The organism is Bittarella massiliensis (ex Durand et al. 2017) (assembly GCF_009876955.1).
Taxonomy (GTDB): Bacteria; Bacillota; Clostridia; order Oscillospirales; family Ruminococcaceae; genus Bittarella; species Bittarella massiliensis.
The window spans coordinates 447,695-463,304 of record NZ_WWVY01000002.1; the positions used below are offsets into that span (position 1 = coordinate 447,695).

Consider the following 15,610-nt stretch of genomic DNA (forward strand, 5'->3'; position numbering starts at 1 on the left):
ATAAAAAAGAAGAGAGCCTGGAACGCAAAAGTATTCCAGGCTCTCTTCTTGGTGCCGGTGGCCGGACTCGAACCGGCACGCTGTCACCAGCGGTGGATTTTGAGTCCACTACGTCTGCCAATTCCATCACACCGGCATTTTTAGTACCCTGTTATTATATACGTTCCCCCTGCAAAATGCAAGCCCTTTTCCCTCTCCCTCCATGGGGGATCATCCCCCCTTTCCGGTGCCCGTCTCCCGCTGCCGCCGCGCCCGAAAATAGGCCCGGTTTTGCTGCACCGAGGGGTGATCCGGCTTGCTGCGGGCGGCCAGTTCGTTCTCCTCTTCGGCCCGGCGCCAGTTCCCCAGGTGGTCATAGCAGACACACAGCTGAATGTGGGGCAGGAAGTCGTAGCAGTCGGGCTCTGTAAAGCCGCCCGATGCGGGGTCAAAGGGGATTTCCAGCGCCCGGCGGTACCAGTACATCGCCCGCTGCCAGAGCCCCCTATCGAAAAAGCGGCCCGCAATGTCGCAGCAGACCTCCGCCCGCGGCCGGTCAAAGGCAAAGCTCCAGAACAGGGCCCGCAGCGCCCGTTCCGGCTGTCCCTGGCGCTCCAGGCAGCGGGCCAGCTCCCGGCAGGCACTCACCTGGTTTTCCACCCAGCCCTGGCCGCTTTCCAAAAAGGCCGTCAGCACCCGCTCCCCCTCCTCCAGCCGGCCGGCATAGCAGAGCTCCCGCGCAAAGTAGAACTGCTGTCGGGGGGAAAGGGGGCCCTTGGCCGCCTCCTTTTCAAAGATGCGCAGATTTCGCTCCGGGTCTCGACGATGGAGCTTTTGGTGGGTGACGGCGATTTCCCGGCGGATGACCCGGCCCCGAGGGGTCACCGCCTCGTGCACCGCCCCCTCAAAGCGGAACCCCCGGTCCCGCCGCCAGAGCCGCTCCCGATAAAAGGAGAAGGTGGGCCGTCCCGCCTGGTCAAAGGCGGTGTTGTAGCGCAGCATCACCATGTCCACCGATCGGTCCAGCTCCCCTTTGAGGGCAATCAGCGCCTCCCTGTCTGCGGGCAGCAGCACATCGTCGGCGTCCAGCCAAAAGAGATACTCCATCCGCCCCTTCTCCAGGGCAAAGTTGCGGGCGGCGGCAAAGTCGTCGCACCATGGAAAGTCGTACACCCGCGCCCCCTTTTCCAGGGCGATCTGCCGGGTGCGGTCCTTCGAGCCGGTGTCCACCACGACCACCTCGTCGGCCACCCCGGCCACACTGTCCAGGCAGCGGCCCAAAACGTCCTCTTCATCCCGAACGATCATGCAAAGACTCACAGTCGCCAAACCCCATTCCCCCTTCTTCCCGCCGAGACGGCGGCATGGGCCAGTCTATGCGCCAAAAGGGTAGGCTGTTCCCCCGCAAAAATTTTCTCTTTTTCCCCCCTGCAGCCGATTGCACTGGCGGGTTTTTCCATGTAAAATAGCAGTGTTCCGCCCATTTTCGACCGGCGTTGCGGGGGTGCGGCAGAGGGTTTCTCCCCTCTTCCCCGGCGGCCGGGCGGGCGGCGATCTGCATGTGAGGAGGAGCCCCCTTTGCCAAACACCTTGAAAGGAATTGTCTACACCATCGCATCGGCCGTGATTTTCGGCATCACCCCCGTTCTCAGCAAGCTCACCTACTCCATGGGCAGCAACGCCTCGATGGCGGCCTGCTTTCGCGGGCTGCTCTCCCTGCCGGTGCTGCTGTGCATCCTGCTGGCCCTGCGCATCCCCCTCAAGATCACCCGCCACCAGTTGGTCTCGGTGATCGTCTGCGGGCTGGTGGGCTCCACCGCCACCGCCATCACCCTGGGCATCTCCTACAACTACATCCCCGTGGGGATGGCCACCACCCTCCACTTCATCTATCCGGTGCTCACCACCGCCGCCTCGGTCGTCTTTTTAAAGGAAAAACTCTACCGCTACAAGGTGGTGGCCCTGGTGCTGGCCACCGCCGGCATCGCCACCTTTATGGAGCCGGGCGGCAGCCTCATCGGCATTCTGCTGGCCCTCTCCTCCGGCGCCTTCTACACCTTCTACATCATCTGGATGGACAAGAGTGGCCTCAAAAACCTAAACTCCTTCCTCCTGACCTTCTACCTCTCCCTGGTCATCAGCCCGGCCTCTGCCCTCTACGGCGCCCTCACCGGGCAGTTCACCCTCTCCCTCACCGCCACCGGCTGGGCCCTGACGGCGGCCTCCTCCCTCTTGGCGGCCGTGGGGGCCATGACCCTCTTTCAATTGGGGCTGCGCCATGCCGGTCCCTCTCTGGCCTCCATCCTCAGCATGTTCGAGCCCATCACCAGCGTGCTGATGGGGCTGCTCTTCCTGGGGGAAGGCATCTCCCCCCTCAAGCTGGGCGGCTGCGCCCTCATCCTCTGTTCTGTCGCCCTCATCGCCCTGCACCAGCGGGGGGAGGTGCGCCGCCCCGAATCGGACGCCCCCGCTTTACAGGAGGAGGACGAGCTGCCCTCCACCCGCTGATTTCTCCCCTGCTCGTCACCCACCACAAACGGCGTCTGCCTGCGGGCCATCCCCGCGCGGCAAACGCCGTTTCTTTGATTAGAAGCGCCCCCTTCCCCAAGAGTGCGGCAAGAACAGAGCAAGATCCGCCGCCGCGTTGCAAACTCCCGGCGCAGCGGCGAGGGAACGGGGCAATAGGCCCCTCTCTCCTTTGACCGCGTCGCCGCCCTTCCTTTTGACAGCGGGGAACCGCACCGGTCAAGCGGCACCGGGAACACCACCCCGCCACCCCTGTGGCCTAGGGCGGATGGCTCCCTTTCGTCCCCTTCTTTCCGACGACGGCCCTCCCCGCCGCAGCTTCCCGGAAGGGCCCTCTGTATGGAGAGAACAGCCGACTCTGTCCGTCCCTTTCCAGCGGCCCATCCTCTGCGGTAGGCCCTCCTCTCCGCCCGCGCACAGAAAAACAGATGAAACTGCCAAAAAAGTGGCATTCGCAGACAGCGGGCAGGGCCCTCTTATGCAGAAAAAGCGGTCTGCCATGCTCTACACCTGTGCGGTCCTCCCTTTTCTCCCCCCCTCTCAGAGAGAGCGACGGACAGGGAAGATCGCCGCATCCCGGCGATTTTGCGGAAGAGTCGGCGCTGTGGCGACGCTCCGGTCCAATCTCCCCCCTTCGGCTGCGCCGTGGCAACCTTCCGCTGGAAAAAAACGCCTTTCCCCTCTGCTCCCCTAAGGCCGTTGAAATCCACTCCACCCCCTTCCCGTCGACCCCCCCCCGCCAAATCATACCGATTCCCGCACAGCTCTTTTCCCAGTGGTCTGCAAAAGGGCCCTTCCAAGGCGGCGACCAGGCGGCCGTTTCAAACGCCCCAAAGGGCTCTGAGAAAATGAGGGATCTCCCTTCCCCGCCCCAGTGCACACCGCTTTTTTGCGGGGAGGACAGCGCCCTCCCCCGCAGCACAGACCCGCCATTTTGGGAAGGGAGGCCGCTTTCAAGCATGTCCTCCCCTATTTTCTTCAATTTTCTCCCGATTGCGCCCTCTTTTTGGCAATTTGTTTGCAGTTTTTCGATAAAATTGCTATGATATGGGTATCTGAACACATCGACAGATCGGAGGAGAAATCGCTGTGAAAAAAGAGACCTTTTCCCTGGAGTCTTACGGCCTGCCCACCCAGCTGGCCTGCTACCTCTACCTGCCCGACGAGGGGGCGCCCAAGGCGGTGGTGCAGCTCTCCCACGGCATGTGCGAGTACATCGAGCGCTACGAGCCCCTCTGTCGCTTTCTCACCGACCAGGGCTACGCCGTCGGCGGGGCCGACCACCTGGGCCACGGCAAGACCGCCGGCGAGGAGGAGGCGCTGGGCTACTTTGCCGAGAAAAACGGCCACCTCTACCTGACGGAAAATTTGAATGTGGTCTGCGAACAGCTGCGGGCCCGCTTCCCCGGTCTGCCCTACTTTCTGGTGGGCCACAGCATGGGCTCCTTCATCGCCCGGAACTTTTTGGCCAAATACGGCGCCAAACTCACCGCCGCCGTCATCAGCGGCACCAGCGGCGGCAACCCTGCGGCCAGGTGGGGGATGCGGCTGGCCAAGCTGCAGATCGCCCTGGGCCAGGGGCAGAAGCCCGGGCGACTGCTCAACAAGCTGGCCTTTGCCGGCTACAACAAGCGCTTTGCCGGGCGCACCCCCTATGACTGGCTCTCCCGGGACGAGACGGTGGTGGACGCCTATGCCGCCGACCCCTACTGCACCTTCCTCTTCACCCCCAGCGCCTTTCTGGACCTCTTCAAGGTCCTCTCCCGGGTCTCGGTGCCCGAGTGGGCCGAGTCGGTGCCCAAGGACCTGCCCATCCTTCTCCTCTCGGGGGAGGAGGACCCGGTGGGCGACTACGGCGAGGGCCCGAAGGCTGTGGCCCAACGGCTCAAGGACGCCGGCGTAAAAAAGGTGACCTGCAAGCTCTACCCCGGCGGCCGCCATGAGATGTTCAACGAGACAAATCGGCAGGAGGTCTACGAGGACCTGCTGGCCTTTTTAGAGGGGCACCTGCCGCCAACCGACAAGGGAGGAGAGAGACTGTGAACACCGTGACCCTGGGCCGCACCGGCCTCACCGTCAACAAAAACGGCTTTGGCGCCCTGCCCATCCAGCGTATCCCCAAGGAGGAGGCGGTGGCCATCGTCCGCCGCGCCCTGGACGGGGGCATCACCTTCTTTGACACCGCCCGCCTCTACAGCGACAGCGAGGAAAAGCTGGGGGCCGCCCTCGCTGGCCGGCGGGGGGAGGTCATCCTCGCCACCAAGACCCCCGCCACCGACGCCGCCGGCTTCTGGCGGGACTTGGATGCCTCGCTGGCCGCCCTGCAGACCGACTACATCGACCTCTTTCAGTTTCACAACCCCGCCTTCTGCCCCAAGCCGGGGGACGGCAGCGGCCTTTACGAGGCCATGCTGGAGGCCCGCGAGCAGGGCAAGATCCGCTTCATCGGCCTGACCAACCACCGGCTTCACGTGGCCCGAGAGGCGGTGGAATCCGGCCTCTACGACACCCTGCAGTTCCCCTTCTGCTACCTGGCCTCCCCCGACGACCTGGCCCTGGTGGAGAGCTGCCGCCAACACGGCGTGGGCTTTATCGCCATGAAGGCCCTCTCGGGCGGGCTCATCCAAAACAGCGCTGCCGCCTACGCCTTTTTGGCCCAGTTTGAAGGGGTCCTCCCCATCTGGGGGGTGCAGCGGATGGCCGAACTGGAAGAGTTCCTCGCCTACGGCGAAAACCCGCCCGCCCTCACCGAGGAGTTGCAGGCCCTCATCGAGCGGGACAAGCTGCAACTGGCAGGGGATTTCTGCCGCGGCTGCGGCTACTGCCTGCCCTGCCCGGCGGGGATCGAGATCCCCAACGCCGCCCGGATGTCCCTGATGCTCCGCCGCTCTCCCCCGGCCCCCTGGCTGGGCGAGGAATGGCAGGCGAAGATGGCCAAAATCGACGACTGCATCCACTGCAATCACTGCGTCAACCACTGCCCCTACGGGCTGGACACCCCCAAACTGCTGCACCAAAACTACGAGGACTACAAGACCTTTCTCAAATAAAAGCCTTTAAACAGAGGGGGAGGGGAAGCCATCTGGCTTCCCCTCCCCCTCTGTTTGTCCATCACTGTGAGACGGTCAACTCGCCCTCTCCCCGGTTTCCCAACAGGTCCTGGGCAACCAGGGTGTAGTGGCCGCTGGGCAGATCGAATCGGGCGCGCTCCCCCTCGGCCTCCAAAGGGCGGTAGAGGGCGCCGTCCGCCCCCAGCAGGAAGCTGCGCGCCCAGTCCACCCCGGCGGGGTCTGTCAGCCGCACCGTCACCAGCCCCGCCTGGCTGTACGCTTCTGCCAAGGCGGGGGGCTCTTCATCGGCCCCGGCCACCGACACGGCCGTTTGGACGCGCCTTCCGTTGCCCCCCTCGGCCTGCAGGGTGTAGCTGCCGTTTTTCACCGGCAGCAGGGAAAAACCGTCCTCCCCTCGCTCCAGGGCGTAGCGATTGCCGTCACCGTCTTCCAGCCAGACCGTTTCCGCCCCCGCCACCCGGGCGGTGAGACCGGCCCGGCCCTCTGCCTGCCAGACGGCCGTCTCCAAAATTTTGGGGGCCGGCAGCAGGGTCAATCCCGCTGTCACCGCGAGGACAAAGCCGGCCGCCCCGCCCGCCGCAGGGAGGGGGATCTCTCCCAACTGCCAGGGAGAGGGCTGCTCCCCGGCCTGCCGCAGGGCAATGCCCAGGGGCAAAACGGCGGGCAGCCAGCCGGACAGACTTCCCCGCAAGGCCTTCTGGGCGCGGTCCAACTCCCGCTTCACCGTCATCTCCGAACAGCCCAGAATGGCGGCGATCTGGGGCAGGGTTTGGCGCTGAAAGTAGCGCAGCACCACCGCTTGGCGCTGTCGCTGGGGCAGCTTGTCCAGCGCCGACAAAAGGGCAGCCGTCCGCCCCCTTCGGTCGGCCGCCGCCTCGGGCAGGATGTGGGGATCCCGGTCGGTAAGGGAATCCAACAGCTCCTCCCCCGAAGCGGCCCGCCGCGCCTCCACCCGGCGCAGGTTTTGACTGGCAAAGTAGGTGCTGCGGTTGAGATAGGCCACCAGCGCCCGGGGATTGCCCAGCTCCCCCATGTGGCGAAAGAGGGAGAGATAGCTCTCCTGCACCGCCTCCTCCGCCAGAGCGTCGCTCCCCAGCAGGGCCCTGGCCTGCACCCACTGCGCCCGGCAGGTGGCGCGATAGAGCTGGGCAAAGGCCTGTTCGTCCCCCTCCCTCGCCCGCAGGAGAAGCTGTTCCAACTGCCGGTGTCCCATCCGCTTTTCTTCCAACTTTTTCCATTCCTCTTCCCTTGCAGCTCTTTAAAGGGTAGTTTACTATAAAAAGCGCACCTTCTGCAAGGGAAAAAAGCACGCGAAGCCTCACTTGGAAAAATGTGCGAAAAATGTCAATTTGCTGTTCTGTTTTCGACCTTGCCGTACTCATATAAAAGATAGGACAACTCTGCCCCTCTGTATCGGGCGCTATTTTGCCAGAAGAACACCCCCACCCTCCCTTTTCAACAGCCATATCTGGCGTCAAATCAGTTTTCATTATAAACAATAGGAGTGAATGGTCATGCGTTATCAAAAAAAGGGGCCAAAGCGACTCACCGCTCTCCTGCTGGCGGGGGTGCTGACCCTCGGGCTCGTCCCGCTGCCCACAAGCGCCGCTGGGGACGACAGCTTTGTCTCCTCCAACAACCTCAACGACATCTTCGAGTGGAACGACCCCAGTGGATTTGGCGCAGGCATAGGCATCAGCGGCAACAGCATCCACTTCTGCAACACCTCCGCCTCCGTTTTGAAAGATGGGTACCGCACCGGTTCTGCCGGCGCGCGCAGCAAGCGCTGGGTGTCCCTGGAGGCCGACTGGGAAGTCGGAGGGACCTTTGACGTCACCATTGATACGAACACCCCCCACGTCTATACTCGGGGCTTTGTCGTAATAAAGGCCCGTGACACCAAGCAGATCCTCTTTTCTGCCGGCAAATATGAAAATCACATTGGTCTTCGACTTATGACCGGCACCGCGGTTAAACCCAACACCGGTGCCGTCGGTGTAAAGGATCTGGATCTCTCCTACTTCAAGGGTTCCAAGAATTTTCGCATCACTTATACAGCCGCCACCGACATCCTCTCCTGCACCTATGGGGACTATACCCTTACATATAAAATGTCCGACTTCTTTGGCTCTGCCAAAGAAGTCACTGTGACCCTCGCCGGCACCATCTGCTGGCAGGACGGAAAAACCGCCCCCGCTTCCGACGTCCAGGGCACCTTCAGCACGGCCGCCTACACCAAGTACTACCCCCAATTTGTCAAGACCGAGGTACTGCAAACCAACGGCACCCCCTTCCCGACAAACAGCCCGCCAGTCAACAGCCAAATCGTCATGGTCAAATCCACAGTCAAAAATGCCAACGCCGGTGCTGGTGGGCAAGCCGTTCCCTGCACCCTCAAGCTGCTGCAGGGCGATTCCACCTACCCCACTGCTGGGATCGTCCCCCTCACCGCCGCCGAGGGGCAGCAGATCGTCGCCAACGGAGCAGCCGTCCCCGCAAATACCGACATTATAAACAGCGGTATCCCCTTCAAGATGACCGGCGCGGGGGACAACACCATTACCTATCTGGCCAGGATCGCCAATCCCTCCGGGGCGGCAGTCACCGTGGGCCAGACCATTGCCGACGACTTCTTCCAATCTCACCGCTACTCCAAAGCCGAGCTGATTCCCGCCATCCCCCTGGTGGCCGGCGACCCGGACCCCGAACCTGACCCCGACCAACCACAGCCCGTCCCCGGCACCGACTACCACTACACCCGCACCCCGGCCAACCAAAACGGCTGGAATACCGGCGCAGTCGAAATTGCCTTTAGCCCCGGCACCTTCAACCAATTCAACATCCGCGATGGGGTCGGGAACTTGGTTGTCGGCCTCCACTCCGGCAACCCCCAGCAGCACTACAACGGCGAGACCGGGGGCATTCCTCTTTCCTACCAGGCCGTCAACACCGCAAACGGCAAGCTCTCCTCCACCGTCAGCGACACGGTGAAAATCGACGCCACCGCCCCCACCCTGAGGGCCTCCGGCACCGCCCTCACCGCGGCAGACGGCCTCTCGGGCGTCTGGAAGTTGGAGCGGCAGGACCCGGTCACAGGGACCTGGTCGGCGGCCAAGACCTTTTCCCTCAGCTCCTCCGGAAACGGCTCCGCCTCCCAGACCTTCACCCCCACCCAAAACGGGATCTACCGGGCGGTGGACGCGGCGGGCAACCCCTCCGCCGCCACCCTCTCCGTCACCGTCAACGACCCGCCTGAAATCGCGGTCAAGGACGAGCCAAACCACCACAGCCCCCAGGCCCCCACCGTCTCCACCGACGAAGCGGGCCTCACCCACGCCGTCTACACCGACTCTATCGAGGAGATCATCTCCGACCCCCCCGCCTACGGCGGCGCCCTCACCGGCAGCGACCTGAAATCCATCATCGAGGGCCGCTACCAGTTCACCTCTCACTCGGGGACCCTCTCCGGGCAGTTGGTGTCCATGACCCAAAATGGGGCGGACATCTCGGCCACCGGCCTCGACTCCTCCGCCCCCGGCTCCTGCCAAGCCGTCTACCGCATCACCGACCAGGACGGCAACACCGCCACCCTCAACCTCACCTACTCCTTCATCGACAAGCCCCTCCCCCCCGCCGTCGAGCCCGCCGCACCCGACGACCCCCTCACGGAGCCGGAGGAGACCCTCGGCCCCCAGGAGAACACGGTGCACCACCGCTATACCGCCCAGGTGGTGGAGCTCATCTCCGACCCGCCGGCCTATGGCGGCTCCTTTTCCCAGGCAGACGCCCTGGCCTACATCAAGGGCCACTACGCCTTCGCCGCCCAGACGGGCAGCACCCTGAGTGCGTCCTCCACCATGACCCAAAACGGGGTGGACATCTCCGCCACCGGCCTTGACTCTTCCACCCCCGGCTCCTGTCTCATCACCTACACAGTGGCAGATGGGGACGGCAACACCGCCACCCTGGAACTGACCTACACCTTCAAGGAGCGGGTGGAGCCCCCCGCCATCGACCCGGCGGACCCGAACACCCCCGTGCCGGAGCCCGAGGAAGAGGTGGACAAGGGCGGTCTGGTCCACCAGACCTACCGGGAGCAGATCGTCCAGATCATCACCGACCCGCCCCAATTCGGCGGCCTTCTCACCGCCGATAAGCTGCGGGAAACCATCGAGGGCCAATACCACTTCGGCGCGGGCAGCGTCGCCTTTGCCATGATGCAAAACGGGGCGGACATCTCCGCCACCGGCCTGCCCTCCACTGTCCCCGGCTCCTGTCTGGGGGTTTACACCGTGACCGACAGCCAGGGGAACTCCACCACCCTGGAACTGACCTACGAGTATGTGGAGCGGTACGACCCGCCGGTCATCGAGCCGGCCGATCCGGAGCGCCCCCTGCCCGAGCCGGAGGAGACGGTGGACCCCGACGCCACTGTCCACCGCAGCTATCGGGACGGCATTACCGAACTGGTGGCCTATCCCCCCGCCTTCGGTGGGACCCTCTCCGCCGAAAAGGCGCTGGACTGGATGCAGGGGCAGTACCAGATCGCCCCGGGCACCGGAGCACACCTGAAGGAGAGTGTCGCCCTCTACCAAAGCGGGCAGGACATCACCGACCAGGGCTTTGCCACCGACCGGCCCGGCTCCTGTCTCATCCTCTACCGGGTCCTCGATGAGTACGGCAATTCCGCCTCCCTTGCCTTTGCCTACGCCCTCACCGAGCGACAGGTGGAGGGAAGCGACATCGTCTCCGACGGCGCCGACAGCGGGCAGAACTCTGCCGGCAGCGGGCCCTATACCGGCGAACTGAGCGGCCACGCTCACCGGCAGCCGGCGGATTGTTGGGTGCACTGGCTCGCGCTGGTGCTGATGGCAATTGCCCTGGCCTATCTCCTGACGCGCAAGCGCCAACTGGACAGAGAGGAGGAAAAAGCCCGTGAAAACCTGTGATTTTGTCGTCCTCACCGCCCTGGCGGCTGCGGCCGTTTTCTGCGCCGTCCACGCCGCCTGTTTCTGGGATTTGGCGGCGCTCCTCCTTCTGGGGGTTAGCCTGCTGCTGTCCACCGTCTATCTCATCCAGCGCACCCGAAACCAGAACGGCGGCGAAGGATAATCACCTTTTGATGCCATAGAGTAAAAAGAGAGCCTCCGGGAATACCCGGGGGCCCTCTTTGTTGGGGGACAAAAAGGGAAGGGCAGTTGCACAAGCGCAGTTTGCTATGGTCGCACCTGCATGGGGTACGACAAGACGCGAAGCTCCCTCTCATGCTCCAATGAGTAATTTCAATCCACGCACCTACGCGGGGTGCGACATTACTGGGACTATATTTGTGTGGATGATTTGGGATTTCAATCCATGCACCCGCGTGGGGTGCGACGGTACGAACCCCCTTCTTTCTCCACAGGCTAGTTTATTTCAATCCATGCACCCGCGTGGGGTGCGACCTTTTCTATGTATGGATACGCAACACACAGACTATTTCAATCCATGCACCCGCGTGGGGTGCGACCAGCCTCTCGGCTGCTATCCCACAAAATGGCATAAATTTCAATCCATGCACCCGCGTGGGGTGCGACAGCAAATTGGCACAAAAACCAGTGTCAATTTACACTTCTACTATACCCCTTTTCACAAAACCCTGTCAAATCAATCTCCTCTATCCGCCGCCTTTCCCTTTTCCCCGGCAATACGCCGATATTTTTTGGTGCGAACCTCCCGGCAAATCCCTGTGCACTTGGGGTTCGCACCAAAGTCTCTATTTCTCCCGGCTCTCCACCCAGACGCAAAAGAGCGGCCCTGCCGACATCTCTTCGGCAAGCCGCTCTTCTCTCAACTGTGATTGTTGGGGGTAGGGGTAAAGGTGGGCACGATTTTTTGCAGCTCGGCAATCACCTTGTCCGGCTGGTTGCTGTACGCCAGGGGGCGCATCTCGTCGAGAGAGCGCCAGAGGTCGTCGGGACAGATATCGATCGGCCGGCCGATGAAGATTTTTTCGTAGGGGGTCTCTTTCATCCCCTCTTCGTCCATCAGCAGTTCCTCATAGAGCTTCTCGCCCGGCCGCAAGCCGGTATACTCGATCTTGATGTCCTCATTCGGGCGGAAGCCGGAGAGGCGGATGAGGTTCTCCGCCAGGTCGCGGATGTGCACCGGCTGGCCCATATCGAGAACAAAGATCTCGCCGCCCTTGGCCAGCGAACCGGCCGTCAGCACCAGACTCACCGCCTCGGGGATGGTCATGAAGTAGCGGATGATGTCGGGGTGGGTCACCGTCACCGGCCCGCCCTTGCGGATCTGCTCTTTAAAGAGGGGGATGACCGAACCGTTGGAGCCCAGCACATTGCCGAAGCGGACCGCCACAAACTCGGTCTTGCTGATTTGGTCCATCGACTGCATGATCATCTCGCAGATGCGCTTGGTGGTGCCCATCACGCTGGTGGGGTTCACCGCCTTGTCGGTGGAAATCTGCACAAACCGCTTGACGCCGTACTTGTCCGCCAACTGGGCCAGGTTCAGGGTGCCAAAGACGTTGTTCTTCACCGCCTCTTCGGGCACCGGCTCCATCAGCGGCACGTGCTTGTGCGCCGCCGCGTGGAAGATGATCTCCGGCCGGTAGCGGGAGAAGAGGACGTCCATCTTGTCCCGGTCGCGGATGGAGGCGATCTCCACCGAGAGGTCGAGGGCCTTGCCGTAGCTGCGCAGCAGCTCCTGCTGGATCTCGTAGGCGTTGTTTTCGTAGATGTCCACGATCACCAGCTGCTGAGGGGCAAATTTGGCCACCTGGCGACAGAGTTCGGAGCCGATGGTCCCCCCGCCTCCAGTCACCATCACCCGCCGCCCGGCGACATACTTGGCCACCGGCTTCATATCCAGCACGATGGGCTCGCGGCCCAGCAGGTCCTCCACCTCCACCTGGCGGATGGTGCCCATTGGCACCTCCTGCCCGGTCATCACCTTGTAGAGGTCGGGGATGATGTTGACCTCCTTCTTGGTGGCGGCGCAGAGGTTGATGATGCGATTTTTCTCCTTCAGCGAGATGTTGGCGATGGCAAAGAGGATGGCGTCCACACTGTACTGGTCGCACAGCCGCGCCACGTCGTCGGTGGTGCCCATGATGGGGACGCCCTGGATGGTGCGCTTGAACTTGGTGGTGTCGTCGTCCACGATGCAGACCGGTTCAAAGCTGTTTTGAGGGTTGCGCTTGAGCTCGCTGAGGATCATGGCGCAGGCCTCGCCGCCGCCGACAATGAGCAGCCGCTTCTTCTTGCGGGAGGTGGGGAAATTGTACTTGGCGTCAATGACCTTGTTCATCTTGTAGACAAAGCGGAAGAGGAAGATGAAAAAGGTGCTGAGGATGGTGGCCAGCACATAGGCCCGGATCCCCACCGGCAGGTCCAAGAGAAGGGAGGAGATGACGAAGGCAGCGTTTCCCACCACGCAGGCCGTGCCGATGTAGAGGTACTCGACAATGTCGGCGTACTGCCACATCTTGTTGTAGATGCGAAAGAGCAAAAACACCGCGGTGCCGCAGATGAGGTAGAGAAAAAAGGTGGCCAAAAACTCCTCCTCATAGCCTTTGAGGGAGAAGGAGCTGTGGAGAATGGCGTAGGCAAAGTAGTAGGCCGACCCCCAGAGGACCAGGTCAAAGGGGAGGAGCACATACCGCTTGGCCTTGAGCAGGGCGTTGTATAGACTGTTCATAGCGAATCCATCCTTTTTGCAGCGGATCACAACCGGGCCCCAACAGGCGAATGGGCGAGGAGAGGCCGCCAGGGGCCTTCGCCCGCCCAATTGAGAAGCCGCATCACCGCCCCTCTTTTGGGGAGATCGTGCGGCTGCGTTCCGGTTTTGACAACCTTGTCGGTTGCTTACCTATTATACACCAAGCGGGGTCCCCCTGCAAGTTGGGAAGGCAGCCTTCCCGTCCCAGCCCCAAAGGGGCCCTCTTTAGCGACCGCCCCTCCTCCGCAGACGCAGAGCGGCCCGCCCCAAATGGGGCGGGCCGCTCTCCCACCGGTTTTCACCGGCGGACAAATGCACCTATTTGCCGTAGCACTTCACCAGCACCTTGCGGGGCCGGGGGCCGTCAAACTCGTAGAAATAGACGGCCTGGTCGTCGCCCAGGACCAGTTCCCCATCACAGATGGGCGGGGTGATGTCCACCCCGACGATGCTGGACTTGATGTGTCCCGCCGCGTCAAAGGGGGTCTCCACGTGGATGGTGTTGGCCCGCAGGGGGATCACCCGGTCCAGTTCCCCCTGAAAGTCCTCCCCCACCTTGCCCTCGGCGTCCTTTTTGCCAAGGGAGATGGCGGCGGTGGTGTGGGGGACAAAGAGGACGCAGATGCCGTTTTGCACCCCGCTCTCCCGCACACAGGCGCGCACCTTTTCGGTGATGTCCAGCGCCTGCATGGGGCCGGTGGTCAGCTGTATGGTCTGATACATGGCTCTGTCCTCCCTATTCCATCACGTTGACACAGACCCGCCGGCAGCGGCTGGGCCCGTCGAATTCGGCCAGCAAAATGCCCTGGGAGGAGCCAAAGGCCAGCGCCCCGTCCCGGACGATCAGGCTCTGTACCCCGCCCATCAAGCTGGCCTTGGTAGCAGCGGCGGCAGTGTAGGCGGAGGGGGTGCGCTGCCGGTAGTCCACCGTGGCGGGGAAGGCCCGCTGGATGTCGTCCATCATGTCGTCCCACCCCAGGGGGTCCCAGAAAGAGTGGATGCAGATGCCCGCCGTGGTCTCGGGGCAGAAGATGGTGCAGATGCCGTCTTTGACCCCGCTTCTCTCGACAATCTCCTTCACCTGCGCGGTGATGTCATAGGCCTTGTGGTGCTGGGTCTGCAGCTCGATGGTCTCAAACACGGCGTCCATCCCCCTTCTCTTTAAAGTAGTCGAGGATCCCGCTCTGGTCGGCGTAGATGGCGTTCTTGCCACCCCACACGCCCTCGAGCCCCCGCAGGGGCTTTTCGCCCAGCAGTTCCTGCATGAAGCCAAAGAGCATGGTCATGGGCATGAACTGCATCAGCGGCGTCAGCCAGAGGCGGGGCGCCTTGGGGAGGGTGATGACCTTGGCCGAGGGGGGGAACTCCCCCGCATCCAGGTCGGTGACCACCACGTAGGGCCGGCCGATGAAGTCCATCGCCCAGGCGGCCTCCAGGTAGCGGCTCTTGGCCGGGCTGTCGCCGGCGGCGAAGAGGAGGGTGCCGATCTCCTCGGGCTTTCTGGCGTAGTAGTTGACGTGGAGCCAGTCCTCGGTATTCTCCACCGCGGTGACCTTGCCCACCGCCTCGTAGATCTTCTCCCGCACAAAGGCGGCGGTGGCGTAGTCCGTCCCCGAACCCACCGTCTCAAAGTGGCGGCAGTCCTTGAGCATCTCCGCCAGGGCCATGCACTGCTCGGTCAGGGTGGGGATGACCGGGCGAAACGCCTCGGTGTACCCCTCGATGTCGGCGCGCACGGCGGCCGCCTCGTCGGCGGTGATGTGCCCCCTGGCCACCCCGAAGTGGATGGCCAGCAGGAGTAGGGAGAGGAGGCTGGTGAAATAGGTCTTGGTGCCGGGGGCCAGCTCCGCCTCCATCGAGTCGTGTTTCAAGATGCGGTCGGCCGTCTGGGCCAGGGCGGTGGTGCGGCTCTCGGTGACCCCCAGAGTCCAGCCGCCTGCATTTTTCACCGCCTGCATGGCGGCGGCGGTGTCGGCGGCCTTGCCGGAGATGCTCACTCCCACCGCCAGGGCGGGGCCGTAGTCGCCGCTGGGCAGCGGATAGTGAAAGCAGAGCTCGGTGGTGGAGAGGGCCTTGACCCGCATCCCGCTCAAGGCCTCAAAGGCCGGCTGTACCGCCAACCCGGCCACATAGGAGTCGCCGCAGCCGGTGAGGAGCACCTCGCAGAAGTTGCGGATCTCCTCGTCGGTGTAGAGGGTCTCGATCTTTTTTTGCAGGTCGTCGCAGAGGGGCTTTGTGCAGTCGACCAGTCCCAGCGATTGCCGGACGGCCGGATTTTCCATTGCACTGTTCATCCAATCATTCCTCCTTGCAAA

Annotated in this window: 11 protein-coding genes, 1 tRNA gene and 1 CRISPR repeat array; of the genes, 5 read left to right on the forward strand and 7 right to left on the reverse strand. The window is 63.0% G+C overall.

Annotation, left to right across the window (positions count from 1 at the left end; translation table 11 throughout):
* Positions 1-49 precede the first annotated feature (49 nt).
* Positions 50-136 (reverse strand) — tRNA-Leu (locus GT748_RS03190).
* A 74-nt stretch (positions 137-210) separates the two neighbouring features.
* Positions 211-1,299 (reverse strand): glycosyltransferase, encoded by a 1,089-nt coding sequence (locus tag GT748_RS03195; RefSeq protein ID WP_353590487.1) that lies wholly within the window; start codon positions 1,297-1,299, stop codon positions 211-213.
* Positions 1,300-1,557: 258 nt separating this feature from the next.
* On the opposite strand from GT748_RS03195, the gene GT748_RS03200 reads away from it, so the two are divergent.
* From GT748_RS03200 to GT748_RS03210, 3 genes are all read left to right on the forward strand, one after another.
* Entirely contained in the window at positions 1,558-2,487 is a 930-nt protein-coding gene (locus GT748_RS03200; RefSeq protein ID WP_021659991.1) for a DMT family transporter, read from the forward strand.
* Between the two features lie 1,107 nt (positions 2,488-3,594).
* Positions 3,595-4,548, forward strand: coding sequence for an alpha/beta hydrolase (locus GT748_RS03205; RefSeq protein ID WP_021659995.1), 954 nt, complete (start codon positions 3,595-3,597; stop codon positions 4,546-4,548).
* Complete coding sequence (locus tag GT748_RS03210) at positions 4,545-5,555, forward strand: aldo/keto reductase (RefSeq protein WP_021659996.1); 1,011 nt, start codon at positions 4,545-4,547, stop codon at positions 5,553-5,555. Before GT748_RS03205 ends, GT748_RS03210 begins: the two co-directional genes overlap by 4 nt.
* 61 nt (positions 5,556-5,616) lie before the next feature.
* Here the strand turns inward: GT748_RS03210 and GT748_RS03215 are convergent, their stop codons facing one another.
* Positions 5,617-6,804 carry a sigma-70 family RNA polymerase sigma factor gene (locus GT748_RS03215; RefSeq protein ID WP_044992895.1) on the reverse strand — a complete coding sequence of 396 codons (1,188 nt, stop codon included), beginning with the start codon at positions 6,802-6,804 and terminating at the stop codon, positions 5,617-5,619.
* A gap of 286 nt (positions 6,805-7,090) precedes the next feature.
* Between GT748_RS03215 and GT748_RS03220 the strand changes: the two genes are divergently transcribed.
* Together GT748_RS03220 and GT748_RS03225 are read left to right on the forward strand one after the other, a co-directional pair.
* On the forward strand, positions 7,091-10,525 hold the full coding sequence (locus GT748_RS03220) for a hypothetical protein (protein WP_161213264.1): 3,435 nt from the start codon (positions 7,091-7,093) through the stop codon (positions 10,523-10,525).
* Positions 10,512-10,688, forward strand: coding sequence for a hypothetical protein (locus tag GT748_RS03225; RefSeq protein ID WP_161213263.1), 177 nt, complete (start codon positions 10,512-10,514; stop codon positions 10,686-10,688). The genes GT748_RS03220 and GT748_RS03225 overlap by 14 nt, the downstream gene beginning before the upstream one ends.
* A 167-nt stretch (positions 10,689-10,855) precedes the next feature.
* Positions 10,856-11,152: a CRISPR direct-repeat array (repeat unit 32 nt; unit sequence ATTTCAATCCATGCACCCGCGTGGGGTGCGAC).
* Between the two features lie 253 nt (positions 11,153-11,405).
* On the opposite strand, the gene GT748_RS03230 is transcribed toward GT748_RS03225, so the two are convergent.
* The 4 genes from GT748_RS03230 to GT748_RS03245 all read right to left on the reverse strand — a co-directional run bounded on the left by GT748_RS03230 (position 11,406) and on the right by GT748_RS03245 (position 15,589).
* Positions 11,406-13,274 carry a polysaccharide biosynthesis protein gene (locus tag GT748_RS03230; RefSeq protein WP_021660001.1) on the reverse strand — a complete coding sequence of 623 codons (1,869 nt, stop codon included), beginning with the start codon at positions 13,272-13,274 and terminating at the stop codon, positions 11,406-11,408.
* A gap of 339 nt (positions 13,275-13,613) precedes the next feature.
* Entirely contained in the window at positions 13,614-14,018 is a 405-nt protein-coding gene (locus tag GT748_RS03235) for a secondary thiamine-phosphate synthase enzyme YjbQ (protein ID WP_021660003.1), read from the reverse strand.
* Positions 14,019-14,031: 13 nt separating this feature from the next.
* Complete coding sequence (locus GT748_RS03240) at positions 14,032-14,445, reverse strand: secondary thiamine-phosphate synthase enzyme YjbQ (RefSeq protein ID WP_021660004.1); 414 nt, start codon at positions 14,443-14,445, stop codon at positions 14,032-14,034.
* Positions 14,429-15,589 (reverse strand): SIS domain-containing protein, encoded by a 1,161-nt coding sequence (locus GT748_RS03245; protein ID WP_021660005.1) that lies wholly within the window; start codon positions 15,587-15,589, stop codon positions 14,429-14,431. The genes GT748_RS03240 and GT748_RS03245 overlap by 17 nt, the downstream gene beginning before the upstream one ends.
* Positions 15,590-15,610 lie beyond the last annotated feature (21 nt).